This window comes from Herbidospora daliensis (genome assembly GCF_001570585.1).
GTDB lineage: Bacteria > Actinomycetota > Actinomycetes > Streptosporangiales > Streptosporangiaceae > Herbidospora > Herbidospora daliensis.
The window spans coordinates 319,433-335,758 of the sequence record NZ_BBXF01000001.1 but is presented as its reverse complement, the minus strand read 5'-3'; the positions used below and the strand labels follow the sequence as shown (position 1 = coordinate 335,758).

The 16,326-nt window shown below is 67.4% G+C and carries 15 protein-coding genes and 2 tRNA genes; 9 read left to right on the top strand and 8 right to left on the bottom strand.

Annotation, left to right across the window (positions count from 1 at the left end):
* Nucleotides 1-6: 6 nt before the first annotated feature.
* Together budA and AW274_RS01170 are read right to left on the bottom strand one after the other, a co-directional pair.
* Nucleotides 7-804, bottom strand: coding sequence for an acetolactate decarboxylase (gene budA, locus AW274_RS01175; protein WP_062428440.1), 798 nt, complete (start codon nucleotides 802-804; stop codon nucleotides 7-9).
* Nucleotides 805-871: 67 nt separating this feature from the next.
* Entirely contained in the window at nucleotides 872-2,059 is a 1,188-nt protein-coding gene (locus tag AW274_RS01170; RefSeq protein WP_198168971.1) for an ROK family transcriptional regulator, read from the bottom strand.
* A 197-nt stretch (nucleotides 2,060-2,256) separates the two neighbouring features.
* Here AW274_RS01170 and mmsA point away from each other — a divergent pair, with 197 nt between their 5' ends.
* From mmsA to AW274_RS01155, 3 genes are all read left to right on the top strand, one after another.
* A complete protein-coding gene (mmsA, locus tag AW274_RS01165; protein ID WP_062428436.1) occupies nucleotides 2,257-3,804 on the top strand; it encodes a multiple monosaccharide ABC transporter ATP-binding protein in 1,548 nt (515 codons plus the stop codon).
* Nucleotides 3,801-5,093, top strand: coding sequence for a multiple monosaccharide ABC transporter permease (gene mmsB / locus AW274_RS01160; RefSeq protein ID WP_062428434.1), 1,293 nt, complete (start codon nucleotides 3,801-3,803; stop codon nucleotides 5,091-5,093). Before mmsA ends, mmsB begins: the two co-directional genes overlap by 4 nt.
* A gap of 67 nt (nucleotides 5,094-5,160) precedes the next feature.
* The gene (locus tag AW274_RS01155) at nucleotides 5,161-6,282 is read left to right on the top strand and encodes a substrate-binding domain-containing protein (RefSeq protein ID WP_062428432.1); all 1,122 of its coding nucleotides are present in this window, start codon (nucleotides 5,161-5,163) and stop codon (nucleotides 6,280-6,282) included.
* Nucleotides 6,283-6,423: 141 nt separating this feature from the next.
* Here AW274_RS01155 and AW274_RS39930 read toward each other — a convergent pair whose 3' ends face one another.
* Nucleotides 6,424-6,576, bottom strand: a complete 153-nt coding sequence (locus AW274_RS39930; RefSeq protein WP_157519704.1) for a hypothetical protein — start codon at nucleotides 6,574-6,576, stop codon at nucleotides 6,424-6,426.
* 904 nt (nucleotides 6,577-7,480) lie between these two features.
* Between AW274_RS39930 and AW274_RS01150 the strand changes: the two genes are divergently transcribed.
* The 3 genes from AW274_RS01150 (at nucleotide 7,481) to AW274_RS01135 (ending at nucleotide 10,031) form a co-directional block, all read left to right on the top strand.
* Entirely contained in the window at nucleotides 7,481-7,786 is a 306-nt protein-coding gene (locus tag AW274_RS01150; RefSeq protein ID WP_062428430.1) for a hypothetical protein, read from the top strand.
* A 505-nt stretch (nucleotides 7,787-8,291) separates the two neighbouring features.
* Nucleotides 8,292-8,777: a hypothetical protein gene (locus tag AW274_RS01140; RefSeq protein WP_062428426.1), complete on the top strand. Its 486-nt coding sequence runs from the start codon at nucleotides 8,292-8,294 to the stop codon at nucleotides 8,775-8,777.
* 207 nt (nucleotides 8,778-8,984) lie between these two features.
* Nucleotides 8,985-10,031 carry a hypothetical protein gene (locus AW274_RS01135; protein ID WP_198168970.1) on the top strand — a complete coding sequence of 349 codons (1,047 nt, stop codon included), beginning with the start codon at nucleotides 8,985-8,987 and terminating at the stop codon, nucleotides 10,029-10,031.
* Nucleotides 10,032-10,040: 9 nt separating this feature from the next.
* Here the strand turns inward: AW274_RS01135 and AW274_RS01130 are convergent, their stop codons facing one another.
* Nucleotides 10,041-10,586 (bottom strand): GNAT family N-acetyltransferase, encoded by a 546-nt coding sequence (locus AW274_RS01130; RefSeq protein WP_157519703.1) that lies wholly within the window; start codon nucleotides 10,584-10,586, stop codon nucleotides 10,041-10,043.
* Between the two features lie 1,390 nt (nucleotides 10,587-11,976).
* On the opposite strand from AW274_RS01130, the gene AW274_RS01125 reads away from it, so the two are divergent.
* Nucleotides 11,977-12,369: a hypothetical protein gene (locus AW274_RS01125; RefSeq protein WP_157519702.1), complete on the top strand. Its 393-nt coding sequence runs from the start codon at nucleotides 11,977-11,979 to the stop codon at nucleotides 12,367-12,369.
* A gap of 489 nt (nucleotides 12,370-12,858) precedes the next feature.
* On the top strand, nucleotides 12,859-13,065 hold the full coding sequence (locus tag AW274_RS39925; protein ID WP_157519701.1) for a hypothetical protein: 207 nt from the start codon (nucleotides 12,859-12,861) through the stop codon (nucleotides 13,063-13,065).
* A 143-nt stretch (nucleotides 13,066-13,208) separates the two neighbouring features.
* Here AW274_RS39925 and AW274_RS01120 read toward each other — a convergent pair.
* Together AW274_RS01120 and AW274_RS01115 are read right to left on the bottom strand one after the other, a co-directional pair.
* Nucleotides 13,209-13,283 (bottom strand) — tRNA-Val (locus tag AW274_RS01120).
* 13 nt (nucleotides 13,284-13,296) lie between these two features.
* Nucleotides 13,297-13,368 (bottom strand) — tRNA-Gly (locus AW274_RS01115).
* A 126-nt stretch (nucleotides 13,369-13,494) separates the two neighbouring features.
* On the opposite strand from AW274_RS01115, the gene hutH reads away from it, so the two are divergent.
* Nucleotides 13,495-15,030: a histidine ammonia-lyase gene (gene hutH, locus AW274_RS01110; protein WP_062428420.1), complete on the top strand. Its 1,536-nt coding sequence runs from the start codon at nucleotides 13,495-13,497 to the stop codon at nucleotides 15,028-15,030.
* A 61-nt stretch (nucleotides 15,031-15,091) separates the two neighbouring features.
* Here the strand turns inward: hutH and AW274_RS41670 are convergent, their stop codons facing one another.
* The gene (locus tag AW274_RS41670; protein ID WP_062428418.1) at nucleotides 15,092-15,481 is read right to left on the bottom strand and encodes a RidA family protein; all 390 of its coding nucleotides are present in this window, start codon (nucleotides 15,479-15,481) and stop codon (nucleotides 15,092-15,094) included.
* Nucleotides 15,478-16,272: an NAD(P)-dependent oxidoreductase gene (locus AW274_RS01100; RefSeq protein WP_083973761.1), complete on the bottom strand. Its 795-nt coding sequence runs from the start codon at nucleotides 16,270-16,272 to the stop codon at nucleotides 15,478-15,480. Before AW274_RS01100 ends, AW274_RS41670 begins: the two co-directional genes overlap by 4 nt.
* Nucleotides 16,273-16,326: the final 54 nt, after the last annotated feature.

Sequence of the window (16,326 nt, the reverse complement as noted above, 5' to 3'; positions counted from 1 at the left end):
CTCGCGTCAGCCGCCTTCGGTCCGGCGGATCTGGGCGGCGATGTCGCCGCCGGTCAGGTTCGAGTCGAGGAACTGCGGGGTGCGGGGGAGGCTGAGATGGATCTCCGACCGGATTCCGACCTCGATCGTCCCGTGATCCAGCTGGAAACCGAGGGAGTGCCCGCCGTGCCGGCGGCTCTCGTCGACGAAGTGCAGGTGGTAGCCGGCCACCGAGATGCCCTGCTCGAAGTCGGGGGTGCGGTAACCGGCCAGCGTGCCCGTGACGCCGGTGAACCTGGTCTCCCGCTGCCCCTTGGTCGCCTCGGTCAGCGGCGGGAACGGCGGCGACTGCTCCATCACGGTCCGGGTGTGGACCTGGCCGAACGTCCCGGTGACCCTGATGGCGCAGACGACGTTGGGGCTCCCGGCGGCCTCGTCGATGATTGCGGTGACGGCGTCGTGGCCGGCGGGCGAGGTGACCGGGATGGTGACGTCGGGGGTGAAGCGGGTGACCACCGCGAACGGCGTCTTCTCGTCGCGGCCCGCGACGTGGGCGCTGCCGTCGGCGCGCAGGTGGTGGCAGACGCCGTCGAGGATCAGCATCTCGCCATCGAGCCGGTTGAAGGTCCCGAGGCCGAAGTCGCCGTGTTCGAGCAGCTCGCCGACCGTCACGTCCCCCTCGTAGACCCCGTCGAGGAGGGCGCTCATGGTCGAGGTCTGGTAGATCTCCCGGGACCGCCGGGCTTCACCCGACCCGCCGACGTGCGCGAGCAGGTTCCGCACCCACCCGCGGAACGCCTCGTGCGCACCCCCGGACGCGCCCATGCCGAGCCCCCGCTCTCCGACCGTGATCCCCCGTGATCAACGATAACAAAACGGGAACAATCCCAGCTCAGTGGGACAGGAACGCCGACAACTGGGGCGAGTACGTCGTGTGCAGGACCAGCGTCGCCGCGCCCACCACGGCGGCGTCGGCGCCCAGGGGAGAGGCGGCGACCTCGACGACCCGGATGTGCCGTGACAGCGGCCGCGTCGCCAGCGCGGCGGCGACCGCCGCCGCGAACCGGTCTTCGACGTGCTCGATGCCGTGACCGCCCAGGACGATCAGGTCGACGTCGACGAAGTTGGCGACGCTGACGGCGACCGAGGCGACGTGCCCGGCGGCCTCGTCGATGACCTCGACGGCGAGCGGGTCGCCGTCGGCCGCCGCGCGCAGGATCGCGGCGTGGTCGACGGAGGACGGGTCGAGGCGGAACCGGTCGGCGAGCACACCGGTCCGGCCGGTGGCGAGCCTCCCGTGCGTCTGGGCGACCAGCGCCGACGGGTTGACCAGGCGTTCGAGGCAGCCGTGGTTGCCGCAGTAGCACTCGGGGCCGTCGGCGAGCACGGTGGAGTGGCCGAACTCCCCGGCGTTCAGCGAACCGCCCCGGTAGACCTGGTGGTTGAGGATGAGCCCGCCGCCGATGCCGGTGCCGAAGTAGAGATAGGCGAAGTGGGCCACCCCCTTGCCCGCGCCCGACCAGCGTTCGGCCACGGCGGCGGCGGTGGCGTCGTTGTCGAGCGTCACCGGCAGCCCGGTGGCCTCGGCGAGCATGCGCTGCACGGGGACCCGGGTCCAGTTCGCGAGCTGGGGCGGGGCCACGATGAGGCCGCGGTTCTGGTCGAGCGGGCCGGGCGCGGCCAGGCCGACGCCGAGGACGCGTCCAGGAGGGACCTGCGACTCGGCGAGCACCTCGTCGACGAGCGCGGCCATCGCGGCGACGACGTCGGCGGGGTCGGTGCCCGCGGTCACGGGACGGCGGCGGACGGCCAGCGGCCGGCCGAGCAGGTCGACGACGGTGCAGGTCAGCTTGGCGGGATCGAAGTGCACGCCGACCGCCGCGCGGGCGTCGGGGTTGAGCCGGAGCGTGGTGCGCGGCTTGCCGCCGTTGAGCACGCGGCTGGCGCCGTCCTCCCGCACCATGCCCTCGTCGATGAGCCGGCGGACGATGCCGGAGACGGTCTGCGGGGTGAGCCCGGTGCGTTCGGCGATCTCGACGCGGCTGATGCCATCGGCGAGCTGGATTTGGTCCAGCACCACAGCCTGGTTGTATCGTCCCACTTTGGGGAGATTCGTACCTGCCTGTCGCACTCAGGATCCTTCCTGCTCGTCTGTCGGGTCACAGTCTGCACCAGAGCGTTGACTTAGTAAATCCAATGGATTTATGGTCCTTCGGATAGTTCTAACAACTAAGTCATGAAACAAGTGAGGCAAGTTGTGACCACGGAGACTCGGGCATGATGAGTGCTCCGGTCCTGCTGGAGATGCGGTCGATCACCAAGACCTTCCCCGGTGTCACCGCGCTGTCCGACGTGAACCTCGAGGTCCGGCAGGGCGAGATCCACGCGATCTGCGGGGAGAACGGCGCCGGCAAGTCGACGCTCATGAAGGTGCTCAGCGGCGTCCATCCCCACGGGACCTACACCGGTGACATCGTCTACCAGGGCGAGCAGGTGCGGTTCTCCGACATCCGCGCCAGCGAGCAGGCCGGCATCGTCATCATCCACCAGGAGCTCGCGCTGGTGCCGGGCATGTCGATCACCGAGAACATCTTCCTCGGCAACGAGCCGAGGGGACGGTTCGGCATCGACTGGAAGGCCGCGCAGCGCCGGGCGCTGGAGCTGATGGAGCAGGTCGGCCTGCACGAGGACCCCGACACCCTCGTCAAGGACATCGGCGTCGGCAAGCAGCAGCTCGTCGAGATCGCCAAGGCGTTCGCCAAGGACGTGAAGCTGCTCATCCTGGACGAGCCGACCGCGGCCCTCAACGAGGCCGACTCGCGCCACCTGCTCGACCTGCTGCGCGGCATCCGCAGGCGGGGCGTGACCTCGATCATCATCTCCCACAAGCTGAACGAGATCGAGGCCGTCGCCGACACCATCACCATCCTGCGCGACGGCCGCACGATCGAGAGCCTGGACGTCCATGCCGACGGCGTCAACGAGGACCGCATCGTGCGCGGCATGGTCGGCCGCGAGCTGCACAGCCGCTTCCCCGAGCACACGCCGGACATCGGCGAGGTCTTCTTCGAGGTGCGCGACTGGACGGTCCGCCACCCGATCTCGGCCGACCGGCTGGTGTGCAAGGGGTCGAGCTTCACCGTCCGGCGCGGCGAGATCGTCGGCTTCGCCGGCCTCATGGGCGCCGGGCGCACCGAGCTGGCGATGAGCCTGTTCGGCCGCTCCTACGGCGTCTACCTGAGCGGCCGGATCTTCAAGGACGGCGAGGAGGTCCAGCTCCGGACGGTCTCGGACGCCATCCGGCACGGCCTGGCGTACGTGAGCGAAGACCGCAAGGCGATCGGCCTCAACCTGCTCGACGACATCAAGACGTCCATGGTCGCGGCGAAGTTGTCGAAGGTCTCCAGCCACGGCGTGGTCGACCCGGTGCGCGAGTACCGCGCCGCCGAGGAGTACCGCCAGAGCCTGCGGGTCAAGAGCCCCAGCGTCGACGAGGGCGTGACGAAGCTGTCGGGCGGCAACCAGCAGAAGGTCGTGCTGGCCAAGTGGATGTTCACCGACCCCGACCTGCTGATCCTCGACGAGCCCACCCGGGGCATCGACGTGGGCGCCAAGTACGAGATCTACGGGATCATCCAGCGGCTCGCCGACCAGGGCAAGGGCGTCATCGTCATCTCCTCGGAGCTGCCCGAGCTCATCGGCCTGTGCGACCGCATCTACACGGTCTTCGAGGGCACGGTCACCGGCGAGGTCTCCCGCGCCGACGCCGACCCGGAACTCCTCATGAAACAGATGACCTCTACCAAGAAGACGCCGATCCGATGAGCCGAATCAAAGACCTCCAGAAGAACCTGTTCGGGGGCACCACCTCCAACGCCCGCCAGTTCGGCATGATCTTCACGCTCGTGGCCATCGTGCTGCTGTTCCAGATCTGGACCGACGGCCTGACGCTGACCTCGGGGAACCTGATCGCCGTCGTCAGCCAGTACTCCTACATCCTCATCCTGGCCATCGGCATGCTGATGGTGATCGTGGCCGGGCACATCGACCTGTCGGTCGGCTCGGTCGCCGCCTTCACCGGCATCGTGGTCGCCAAGGCCATGCAGGAGTTCTCCCTGCCGTGGCCGGTCGGCATCCTGCTCGGGCTGGCCGTCGGCGCGCTGATCGGCGCCTGGCAGGGCTTCTGGGTCGCGTACGTCGGCGTGCCGGCGTTCATCGTGACGCTGGCCGGCATGCTGCTGTTCCGCGGCGGCAACCAGTACATCGGCAACGCCGACACCGTCCCGGTGTCGGAGGGCTTCCGGACGATCGGCGCCGGCTTCCTCCCCGAGATCGGCCCGGACACCGGCTACAACAACCTGACGCTGCTGCTCGGCCTGGCCGCGTGCGCGGGCGTCATCTGGCGGGAGCTCAAGTCGCGCCAGACCCGGCGCGAGATGAACGCCGACGTCGCGCCGATGTGGATCTCGGTGCTGCGCATGGCGGTCATGGTCGGCGTCATCGTGTTCGCCACCCTGCGCTTCGCCGGCGGCCGGGTCGGCACCAGCCTGCCGATCTCCGGCATCATCCTGATCGCGCTCGTGCTGGCGTACTCCCACTACACCCGCAACACCATCGGCGGCCGCCACATCTACGCGGTCGGCGGCAACTCGCGCGCCGCCGAGTTGTCCGGCGTGAAGCTGAAGCGGGTCAACTTCCTCGTCATGATGAACATGTCCGTCCTGGCCGCGCTGGCCGGGATGATCTTCGTGGCGCGGTCGTCGGCCTCCGGCCCGCAGGACGGCCTGAGCTGGGAGCTCGACGCCATCGCGGCCGTCTTCATCGGCGGCGCCGCCGTCTCGGGCGGCCTCGGCACCATCAGCGGCTCCATCGTCGGCGGCCTGGTCATGGCCCTGCTGAACAACGGCCTGCAGCTCGAAGGCGTCGGCTCCGACATGGTCCAGATCATCAAGGGCCTGGTCCTGCTGCTCGCGGTCGCCTTCGACGTCTACAACAAGAGCCAGGGCCGCTTCTCCATCATCGGGTCGCTGATGCGCCCCTTCCGCCGGGACGATCCACCCCCGCCCACCGCCACACCTACCTCCGACGCCGGCAAGGCCCCGGTCGCCGGCTGACCACCTCCCCGGGCGCGTGTTCCCCACGCCGCTCGTGACATCACCACCAAGAAGGGCACGTTTCACCATGCGGAAATATCTGACCAGGAGCGTCGCGCTGATCGGCGCCGTGGCGCTGCTCACGCTGAGCGCGTGCGGCTCCGAGCGGGAAGGCGCCCCCGCCGCCGGCGCCAGCGGCAGCGCCGCCCCGGCGAAGGGCTTCGCCGCCGACGCCCTCATCGGCGTGGCGCTGCCCTCGAAGACCTCCGAGAACTGGGTGCTCGCCGGTGACCTGTTCACCAACGGGCTCAAGGAGGCCGGCTTCACCTCCGACGTCCAGTACGCCGGCGCCTCCACCACCGTCGCCGACCAGCAGGCCCAGATCTCGGCCATGGTCACCAAGGGCGCCAAGGTCATCGTCATCGGCGCCACCGACGCCGCGCAGCTGACCACCCAGGTCAAGCAGGCCAAGGAGGCGGGCGCGGTCGTCATCGCGTACGACCGCCTGATCACCAACACCCCCGACGTCGACTACTACATCGCCTTCGACAACTTCAAGGTCGGCCAGCTCCAGGGCCAGGCGCTCCTGGACGGCATGAAGGCCAAGAAGCCCGAAGGCCCCTGGACGGTCGAACTGTTCTCAGGCTCGCCCGACGACAACAACTCGGGCGTGTTCTTCAACGGCGCGATGGACGTCCTCAAGCCCGCCATCGACAGCGGCGACGTCGTCGTCGGCTCGGGCCAGACCGACATCAAGCAGACGGCCATCCAGGGCTGGAAGGCCGAGAACGCCCAGTCGCGCATGGACTCGCTGCTGACCTCGACGTACAACGGCGACAAGCACCTCGACGGCGTCCTGTCGCCGAACGACACGCTGGCGCGCGCCATCATCACGTCGGTCAAGGGCGCCGGCAAGGACATCCCCGTGGTGACCGGCCAGGACTCCGAGGTCGAGTCGGTCAAGTCGATCATGGCCGGCGAGCAGTACTCCACGATCAACAAGGACACCCGCAAGCTGGTGGCCGAGACGATCGGGATGGTCAAGTCGCTCCAGGCCGGCACCGAGCCGACGATCAACGACAAGGACTCGTACGACAACGGCCAGAAGGTCGTGCCCGCGTACCTGCTCCCGCCGGTCATCGTGACGAAGGACAACGCCGCCGAGTCGTACGCGAACGACCCGAAGCTGGCCCCCCTGACCCAGGGCTGATCCAAACCGCGAACCACCCGCACGCCCCGGCCCTGTGTGAAGGGCCGGGGCGTGCGGCGTTGGGCCGATCGTTCGTGTTCCTGCGGCGGGCGTCCAGCGCGTCGTAGCGGTGCTGCGGGCCGGGTGACGTGCGCGGTGGTGTCATCCTTTGAGCAGGACGTCCGAGACCGTGCCGGCCGGAGGCTTCTTGATGGAGACCTTCGCGCCCCAGCCGGAGTAGGCGGTGACCGTGTGGAGGTCCACCCGGTCCCAGCCGCGGTCGGGGATGAGGTGCCCGGCTTCGACGTCCGTCACCAGGCGCTTGGGAAGGTTCCGGGCGTCGAGCGTGAGCCCGGTAACGAAGGTTCGCCGTGGCCTCGAACACGTGACGCTCGCCGACGACCTGCCGGAACCACGGTGAGATGTCGTGCAGTTCGGACAGATTGATCAACCCGGTGTAGATACGGCCCGCGCGCCCCGACCGCGTGGCGTGCTGGAGCAGCATGGTGAGCGTCGCCGTTTCACCGGGATAGACGGGCTGGGCGAACACCGTGGCGCTCCCATTGGGCCGGCCGTTCTTCTCGACGAACCACGTCTTCCCTTCGGGGACCTCGTAACCGAGCCCCTTGGTGTAGGACGTCTTCCCGATCATGATGGCGCGGCCGGGCGACAGCACCTCCGGATGCGGGTCGGGCACCGGCCCGAAGAACTCGGCGCTGATGTCGGAGGCGGCGAGACGTATCCCGTCATGGAACTGCAGCCGGCCCTTTCGGACGACGAACTTCTCCGTGGTCGCTCCGACGATCGAGGTGGTGTCGACGAACGCCACCCCCCGCCCGGCGAAAACCCGGTCTTCAGCGCGGCAAGTGGATCGGGGGCGGCATCGACCGGAGCCGCGGGTAAGAAGACGACCCCCACGATGATCAGACGTATCACTTTGGGGATTCTCGCCGACCTTGATCGACAAAGGCCACCCCTAGCTGCGACGATTTCAGGTCGGCCGCGGCAGGGGATTGAACTCGTTGTGGAGCGGGAGCCCATAGATCCGTCACCGCCTCGTCTATTTTCGACTTCGTCCGGCTGTAAATTACATGCTCCTCCAGCGAGAAACAGCACGATGAGCCGGATTCCGGCGACGGTGCGGTCAATGCCGTCTTCGCCGCGGTCTCTTCGAAAGTTATCCTCGGCCGGTCGAATGATCCGTCCCTGGAGGAGAAGCATGCAAAAAGGCAATTTTCTTCGCCGGTTCGTCCTCGTCTCAGCGATCGCGGCGGCCGGCCTGACGGCCACGCCCATGACCGCCCACGCCGACGGCTATGACACCCCCCGCAGCGCCACGGCCGTAGGGGCGGGCAACACCTACGAGGCCGGGCTCGCCCTGGCCCAGCAGCGGGCCAGGGCGGCCGTCCTCGCGGTCGGCCACGACTGCGACACCGGGACGTACTACAACCTGACGACCTACATCTCCCCGGGCGGCGGCACGTGGGTCATCCGATCCACGCATTACGCCACGTGCGTCGACTGATCAGTCCGCCCTCTGCCGGCAGTGGGTCGAGGTGGTCCCACTGCCCCAGAGGCCGGTCCAGGGTGCCGCCCGTCGCTGTGAGCGAGGAGCCCCACGTCGGTAGGGCGCGGATGTACATCCCCGTGCAGTTCCTACTGTGGAAGGGCGGCTTCTATATGCGAGGAACGACGCATGAATGGACGTGGCATGCTCACCCCTCGGCGGCCTTCGCCGCTTACCGACGTCTGAAGGAAATCAGTTCCCAAAAAGAACCCGTATCAGTGAAGTTCTAATCCTCGGCCACAGTCGTGATTCCATCGAAGTAATCGACTCGCCATGCTTCTGGACTTACAAGCGAGCGAAGCGAGTACAGCACATCCTTGCCACGCTCGTGGCGGCCTCGGCCGGCTGTGGTCGGCGATGGTGCAACTCGCGATCCTGGTCGCGATCCTGGTGGTCATGCGTGGGGGCGAGCACAGGCGCGAGGACGCCGATCTTGTCGGTCGGCCTGTCTAGGCTGCCGGTCATGTCAATCGTGTACACCGTCAACGTGGAACTGGGCGTCGACTACAGCCAGGCCTACCTGGTCGACGAGAAGTGTGAAAGCCCTCTCGACTTCGAGGCGTCATCGGATGTCGGGATCATTCTTCCGGGAGAGGGCACAGCCCAGCTGATCTTCGGTTTCCAATACGGAACCGCGCCGTTCACCGTGGCCGTAGCCGACAGCGATCCCGGTCCTGACCTCGACGGCTATGAGGACATCGTGGAAATCGCCTTCGATTCGCCGTCGGGTCGGCTCACGCTGGAGGAATGGGGCGATGCGCGGTCCCACCCGGTGCCTCCCTTGACCGCCGGGCCCGGTGCTTATCGCCTGCGCTACCACGTCCTTGGGATGGACGAGGAGGAGATGGAGATGCACTACCTTCTGCAGATCTGGCCCGAGGCCTACCGGGAGCCCGTCGTCGTCAAGTCGACGACCGAATACTTCCGATACTGGCTCAACGCCTGGTGACCCCGACCGGCCGGCTCCGCCGGAGTGGTGCAGGCGCCGGCGCGGTCGGCCCTGACTGGCTTGCTGCAGACCGCCGAACTCTGATCGGGGTGCGTGGCGCTCAAGGACGTCGACACCGGGAAGTAAACGCGCGGTTGCGGATCGACGGGGGGAAGGCGGTTGGTAAATTCGGTGCGCCGATGCCCGGAAGTCCTCCACGATGAACTGATGAGTGATCCGTCGGGACACAGTGATGGTCCGCCGGCGGCGCGGGCGCATGATCGGTGGCTTGGCCGGATTCTGCGTGAAGGCGCCGTTCCCGAGCTGCTCGAGGCGCTTGCCGAGCGATTGTCGCCGACCGATCTGCAGACGCTGCTGTTGGAGGTCTATCACCGCCGCGCCGCCGCGGTGACGCCCGCTCGCCTGCTGCACACTTATGAGCGCAACCGTTTTGTCCGGCCGTCGGCGCTGGACGCCGGCGAACTGGCACGCCTGGAGGCCCTGGTACATGGGCGGTTGTCTGAGCGCGCCTTCGCTGCCGTGGCCCTGTCGCCGCTGTGCCCGCTGGGCACCGTCTCGGCGGTGGCGACCGTAGACCAGAACAAAATGGTCACGACTGTCCGCACGACCGAGGTCGTCGCGGACACCACCAACGTGCTGGCTCTGGAATGCGCGGTACGCCGCCGGGAGGTCCTGCGCTCCGATCCGCGCTCACACCAGCGGGTCCAGCTGGCGGCCGTTCACCGGGTGGTGCGCGCCCAGGCCTTCGCCGGGCCAGGTATGGCGGCGCACTTCATGCTGCTGGGGCTGTGCACCGCCGGCCGCGACGAGGGCTCGTTCGCCTTCGAGACCACAGCCCTGGCCGAGCAGATCGGCGTCCACCTCGACATCCTGGACGACGTCCGCGCCCTCGGTTACCGGGTTACGGCGGTGCGCGTGTCCGTCACCGATTTGACCGCCGGACGGCACCGCGGAGCCTTGCTTGAGGACGTCCTGGACCCGCTCACGGAGGCGTATCCCAGCACCGCGTTCGCTTTCGACGACGACCGCATCAACGGCCGCGGCTACTACCGGGACGCCTGCTTCGAGATCCGCGCCACCACCCCGGCGGGAGATGATCTGAACCTCGGCGACGGCGGATTTGTCACCTGGAGCGCCGACTTGGTCGGCAGCGCCAAGGAACGCCTGCTCATCAGCGGTCTGGGGCTCGAGCGCCTGTGCGAACGCTTCGGCCCTCCCTCCTACGGCGATCAGACGGGCATCCGGCCGATGTGACCACTCTCCTTACGGCTGCGGCGGACGAGACAGCCGCCAGACCAGCTCGACGCCGCTCCTCCCGGGGACCGGCGGCAACCGGGTGGCTTGGCGCCCCGTCTGGCTGAAGCCCGCGCGCCGGGCTACCGCGCCGCTGGCGGCGTTGGCGACATCATGGACGATTTCGACGTACGCCACCCCCGGCAGCGCGAACGCCTGCTCGGCCAAGGCGATCACGGCCGCCGTCGCCAGGCCGCGACCGGTTAGGGCCGGGTGCAGCCAGTAACCGATCTGCCAGCCGCCGGGGCCGGCGCTGGTGGACATCCCACAGCTGCCGACGACCGCACCCCGGTAAACGATCGCGTAGTCGTAGGCCTCGCCGCGCTCCCACCGAGGCCTGCACCCCGCCAGGAAATCAGCGGTGGCCTGCCTGCTGTGCCCGGCCACCCACGGCATCCACGGGCGCAGGTGTTCCAGCGACTCTTCGATCAGCCGAAACAGGACCGCGACGTCCTCCTCCGGTCGCCAGCATCGCAGGGTCACCTTTCCGTGCTCGATCACCGGTTGCGGTCTCATGACCTCAATGATCGTTGCGGAATCGCTCGAGAGCACATCGCGCTCGAAATGGGTGAGGGCGAGGGCGGCGCGGGTAATGTCGTCGATTCTGCTGGAACTGACGGTATGTGGAGAAGGGCGCTCATGGTCCGCATGACCTCAAGGGGGTAGATGACCGACTCTCCAAGTGCCCTTCACAGACACTGGTCAGGGGTGGCACAGAGCCCGAAGATCTTGGCTTCTGAATTGGTTATCGAGGCTGCAGCGCTACGGGCTTGCGGTGTCTTTCGACTCTGATACGTCGGACCTAAGACCTTGTGTGGGATCGGCTACCCCTTGTCTCTGATAGAAACCCGAGCGAAGCGAGGCCTGTGCAGGGAGCGCGAGGGGCGCAGCCCTTCGCCAGGAGCGCAGCGACCCGGGCGAAACCGACGCGGGACCGCGAAGCGTGAGGGGGCGCAACCCCCTGACAGCGGGGGGTTCAGGGGGGCGTCCCCCGTATAAAACGAAGAAGACCCGCGGAGCGACCAAAGTCGCGACCGCAGGTCGCCCGTCTTCGAGAGCGGACGATACAGGGATTGAACCTGTGACCTCTTCCGTGCCAGGGAAATTTCGCGGGTCGTGCTGAGTCGATTCGTGAGCCTCTCGCCTGCATTAACGCACTGGCGCGGTCGTGGTGAGCATGAAGGAGTCGGATGGTAGTGGCTCCCTCAATTGGCTCCTGCAGCACCACGCTGCCGCGAGGATCTGTGAAGGCATACTCGGCCGCCCGTTCGGTGAGGGATTCATGTCCGCGAATCTCCTCTGGAAACAGCGTCTGGCGAAAGCCGGTGCCGAGTGCAACCAGGCTGAGAATGCTCCAAGAGGAGGCCGCGAGAATCAATCGGCTCCGGGAGCAGGCGGGGTGGACCCAGGATGAAATAGCAGAAGCAGGAGACAGATATCAGTGCTGGCGTTGCGAGCAGGTCTCTTCAAACCCCGCCAATAAGCAGATCGGTCATCGGAATGTCCCTAAGGCGAACAGAGGGAATCTCAACTCGAGTAACCTTTGTGTCGAAGGCGCGGCCTGCAACAGCAGCGCCCAGAACCGCGGCTATGTGACGCCGGGGATGTCATGTGCCGAACGAGGCGGGTGTGGTGCCGGATATGGCCGCTTCGATTAGTGTTCCGGGGGGTATGTGATGGCGCTCGGTCTTCGTGCGGCGATGGAGCAACTTCAGGACGCTTCGTCGAGTCGTCGGCGTGCGGCCGCGAAAATGCTACGCAAACTGCAGGACGTCACAGCGGGTCCGGCACTGCTTTCTGCTCTCCGGAAAGAGGTCAAAAAAAGCAGAACATGGGAGACCCAATATCATATGATCATGTCTCTAGGGGCCTGTTAATATGCCCCCGCCCTGCCTTTCCTGAAGGAGTGGCGGTTTCCCGCGGATTGGATTCGGAATCCGCGTACCTGGCCCTCGGTGATGCGATCGTGCGGCTGGACAGGGCATCCGACGACGACGTTACACCGGTATTCTGGTGTATGGAACTCGACAACGACGCGCTTACGGACGGCGCCTTCCGGGCGATGGCTATGCTGCGGATGGTCCCAGATGGCGATGCCATCGGACGGATCATTGATTTCGTCGATCGGCGGGAATCGTATGACATGCTTCGCTTCTGGCCGGCTGCCGCTGCTGCCGGCTGGCCCCGCGAAGTCGTCGGTGAATTCCTGGAAAAGTGCGCGGCCGGAATTTCCGCCGACCTTGCGGAGACGGCGAAGTCGTCCCTTGCTGGAGAATATCGCAATCATCACATTCTTTGATCCTGATCAAGAATCGGGTTCCCTTGCGAAACGATCATGATAGTCGCTTTTCGATGTGAATGCGCTGTGTCGCGATCGAGGCGGAACTCCTCGTATTTCGAATTCGGGATGCCCGTGCACGAGATGGACGGTGTCCTGCGTGGCCACCGCTTCATCCAGCATCGGCGAATCCAGCGCCCGCCGCTGCCTGCCCTTGAGTACTCCGGTCGCCGCGACCACCTCACGGACGGGCTCAAACATGCAGATCGGCTTGCGGGAGCGGGCCAGCCGCCGCCGGAAATTAGGTCAGCAGCGACGGATCGAACGCGGTGTCATACAACTCCAGCCCACAGGCCGCCTTCCACCGCAGGTCACACCGCAATGCCTGCACGGTGCCTTTGGCCGGCGACGATTCGATCGGCAAGGCTATCCGAAGGCCAAGGCCGCCGCTGAGGCAAACCGTACGGAGTCAACAGTCCGGAGTGCCGGTAATCTCTCTGGCCTGGACCGATGTCCTGGACGACGGCCTTGATCACTTCTTCTTCGGAGTGTGCGGATGCCGCGTTGACCTGGTCGGCGGCGGTCGATTTGAATGTCACCGCTCGGCATCAGCAGGCCGAGGTGCCGCTGAGCGGACGGCGTCCGCGTCAGACGATCGCCGATCTCATTCGTCATGTCGGCACCCGCGTAACAGTCGATCTAGCATCTGCAACTTAGCCTGAAGATCACAGAGGCGCAGAGGCCAAGAACGAGGTTTTGCGCCCGGGAAAAGTCCGCCTGAGTTGGCTCCCCGCGACCCCTCGAAACATCGAAAAAGGGTTCCGGAGGATCTCCGAAACCCTTTGCGACCTGCATTGATCTGGTGGACGATACAGGGATTGAACCTGTGACCTCTTCCGTGTCAGGGAAGCGCTCTCCCGCTGAGCTAATCGTCCAAGCAACTTTCCGAGCGGAAGACGGGATTCGAACCCGCGACCCTCACCTTGGCAAGGTGATGCTCTACCCCTGAGCCACTTCCGCTTGCGCTCCCGGCCAGTTCCCCGGGCTCACGTTGAGAACACTAGCGAATCTTCGCCCGACCCCCAAATCGATGACCCGCGTAAGGAGCTAACATGCTCCACGATAGTTACATCGTGAGGGAGCGCCATGAGCCAAGTCGTGCGGATCGGAGACCTGACCTTCGAGGACGTCGTCCACGTAGCCCGCCAAGGCGCCCAGGTCGCCCTGACGGAAGACGCCGTCGCCGAGATGGCCGCGTCCAGAGGCCGAATCGAAGAACTCGCAGAAGGCGACACCCCGTCCTACGGAGTCTCCACAGGCTTCGGCGCCCTCGCGACGAGGCACATCGACCCGGAACTCCGCGCCCAGCTCCAGCGCAGCCTGATCCGCTCCCACGCCGCCGGCAACGGCCCCGAGGTCGAGACCGAGGTCGTCAGAGCCCTCATGCTCCTGAGGCTGCGCACCCTGGCGACCGGTCACACGGGAGTCCGTCCAGAAACGGCGAAGGTCCTCAGAGACCTCCTCAACGCCCACATCACCCCGGTCGTCCATGAATACGGCTCCCTGGGCTGCTCCGGCGACCTCGCCCCCCTCTCCCACGTCGCTCTCACGATCATGGGCGAAGGCCGGGTCAGGGATGCGAAGAACATTCTCAGGCCCACAGGCGAAGCCCTCAAAGAGGCGGGAATCGAGCCCGTGGAGCTCGCCGCCAAGGAGGGCCTGGCGCTCGTCAACGGCACCGACGGCATGCTCGGCATGCTCATCCTCGCCCTCGCCGACCTCGACAACCTGCTCAAATCGGCAGACATCTCTGCCGCGATGTCGGTCGAGGCCCTGCTCGGCACCGACGCCGTCTTCGCCGACGACCTGCAAAAGCTAAGGCCCCACCCCGGCCAGCGCGCCTCCGCAGCCAACCTCCGCCAACTGCTGCGCGATTCCGGCATCATGGCGTCGCACCGCGACGGTTCCTGCACCCGCGTCCAGGACGCCTACTCCCTCCGCTGCGCCCCCCAGGTCGCCGGCGCCGCGCGCGACACCGCCGACCACGCCGCGCTCGTCGCGGGTCGGGAACTCCAGGCCGCCATCGACAACCCCGTCGTCCTCAGCGACGGCCGCGTCGAGTCGAACGGCAACTTCCACGGCGCGCCCGTCGGCTACGTCCTCGACTTCCTGGCCATCGCGGTGGCCGACGTCGCGTCGATGGCCGAGCGGCGGACCGACCGCATGCTCGACGTCGCCCGCAGCCACGGGCTGCCCGCGTTCCTCGCCCACGATCCGGGGGTCGACTCGGGGCACATGATCGCCCAGTACACCCAGGCGGCCATCGTCTCCGAGCTCAAGCGGCTGGCGGTGCCGGCGAGCGTCGACTCGATCCCGTCGTCGGCGATGCAGGAGGACCACGTCTCCATGGGCTGGTCGGCCGCGCGGAAGTTGCGGACCGCGATCGACGGGCTGACCCGGGTGCTCGCCATCGAGACGCTCACCGCCGCCCGCGCGCTCGACCTGCGCGCGCCGCACCGGCCCGCTCCGGGGACCGGCGCGGCGCTGGCGCTGGTGCGCGAGTCGGTCGCCGGGCCGGGGCCCGACCGGTTCCTCGCGCCCGAGATCGAGTCGGTCGTGCGCCTCGTCGCCTCGGGCGCGCTGGTCGAGGCGGTGGAGAAGATCACAGGCCGGCTTTCCTAGTTACGGCTCCGCCCACCCCGGCCCCCACCGCCGTCTCCGCCGGCTCACGGCGAAAAGGCGCTCACCGGCCGCTTCCGGCGAGGTCGGCGACGAGTTCCACCTCGACCACCAGGCCGGGCCGGAACAGCCGCGACACCTCGACGGTCGTGCTGGCCGGCGGGGGAGAGGGCACGTGCCGCCCCCGCACGGCCGCGTGGTCGAGCAGGCCGTCCATTTCGGTCAGGAAGGTGCGGATGTGGACCACGTCGGCGAAGGTCGCGCCCTGATCTTCGAGGATGAGCCGGAGGTGGTCGTACACGACCTCGGTTTGCGCGGTCATGTCACCCGGGGCGACGACCTCGCCGGAGGCGTCGACGGCGACCTGGCCCGAGACGAACAGCAGGTCGCCGGCCCTGACCGCGTGGGAGTAGCGCCCGTTCGTGGCCGGGACGGTCGGCGGGTTGAGCCTCACGGCAGTTCCAGCAGCGCGGGCACGATGCCGGTGATGTCGCCCTCGCCGTGCCCGGCCGCGGCGGCCTGGGCGAAGCGGTCCCGGGCGGCGGCGGTCAGGGTCTGCACCTCGCCGGGGCCCTCGGTGGCGAGCGTGAGGTCCTTGGCCGCGAGGGCGAGCTTGAAGCGGGTCTCGGGCACACCGTCCTCGACCACCGGGCGCAGCCGTTCGCCGGCGGTGCCGAGCAGGGTGGCGTCGAGCAGGTCGAAGTAGTCGGCGGTCGACAGGCCGAGCCGCTGGACGTAGGCGAGGTTCTCGGCCAGCAGCACCTGCACCGACAACTGCCCGGCCATGACGGCGAGCTTCATCTTCGCGCCGGAGCCCAGCGGACCGTAGTGGTGGACGGTCCCGAACACCCCGAGCACGTCTCTGACCGGCTCGACGTCGGCGGCCTCCCCGCCCGCGATCACGCGCAGCTTGCCCTCGGCGGCGGGGCCGACCGTGCCGAGCACGGGCGCGTCGACCAGGCGGACGCCGTCGGGCAACTGGGCCCGCACCTCGGCCACGGCGTCGGGCCCGATCGTGGACATCTCCACCCAGATTGTCCCGGCCGACAGGCCCGGCTTGGCCGCCTCGACGACCTCGGCCACGGCGTCGGGGTTCGACAACATCGAGATGACGATCGGCGCGCCCGACACCGCCTCGGCGGGCGAATCGGCCACGGCCGCGCCGTCGAACTCCTTGCGCGTGCGGTTCCACACGGTCACCTTCTGGCCCGCGGCGACGAGGCGGCGGGCCATGGGGGAACCCATGTTCCCCAATCCCAGAAAAGCGATCACATTTCGACCCTAGCCCTGCTCAAGGCA

What these genes read in the sequence shown, in the direction of transcription:
- mmsA (WP_062428436.1), top strand. Translation starts at nt 2,257, where the DNA reads ATGATGAGTGCTCCGGTCCTGCTGGAGATGCGGTCGATCACCAAGACC.
- AW274_RS39925 (WP_157519701.1), top strand. Translation starts at nt 12,859, where the DNA reads ATGTCCTGGACGACGGCCTTGATCACTTCTTCTTCGGAGTGTGCGGAT.
- AW274_RS01150 (WP_062428430.1), top strand. Translation starts at nt 7,481, where the DNA reads ATGCAAAAAGGCAATTTTCTTCGCCGGTTCGTCCTCGTCTCAGCGATC.
- budA (WP_062428440.1), bottom strand. Translation starts at nt 804, where the DNA reads ATGGGCGCGTCCGGGGGTGCGCACGAGGCGTTCCGCGGGTGGGTGCGG.
- AW274_RS01140 (WP_062428426.1), top strand. Translation starts at nt 8,292, where the DNA reads ATGTCAATCGTGTACACCGTCAACGTGGAACTGGGCGTCGACTACAGC.
- AW274_RS01130 (WP_157519703.1), bottom strand. Translation starts at nt 10,586, where the DNA reads ATGAGACCGCAACCGGTGATCGAGCACGGAAAGGTGACCCTGCGATGC.
- AW274_RS01135 (WP_198168970.1), top strand. Translation starts at nt 8,985, where the DNA reads ATGAGTGATCCGTCGGGACACAGTGATGGTCCGCCGGCGGCGCGGGCG.
- hutH (WP_062428420.1), top strand. Translation starts at nt 13,495, where the DNA reads ATGAGCCAAGTCGTGCGGATCGGAGACCTGACCTTCGAGGACGTCGTC.
- AW274_RS01100 (WP_083973761.1), bottom strand. Translation starts at nt 16,272, where the DNA reads ATGGGTTCCCCCATGGCCCGCCGCCTCGTCGCCGCGGGCCAGAAGGTG.
- mmsB (WP_062428434.1), top strand. Translation starts at nt 3,801, where the DNA reads ATGAGCCGAATCAAAGACCTCCAGAAGAACCTGTTCGGGGGCACCACC.
- AW274_RS01155 (WP_062428432.1), top strand. Translation starts at nt 5,161, where the DNA reads ATGCGGAAATATCTGACCAGGAGCGTCGCGCTGATCGGCGCCGTGGCG.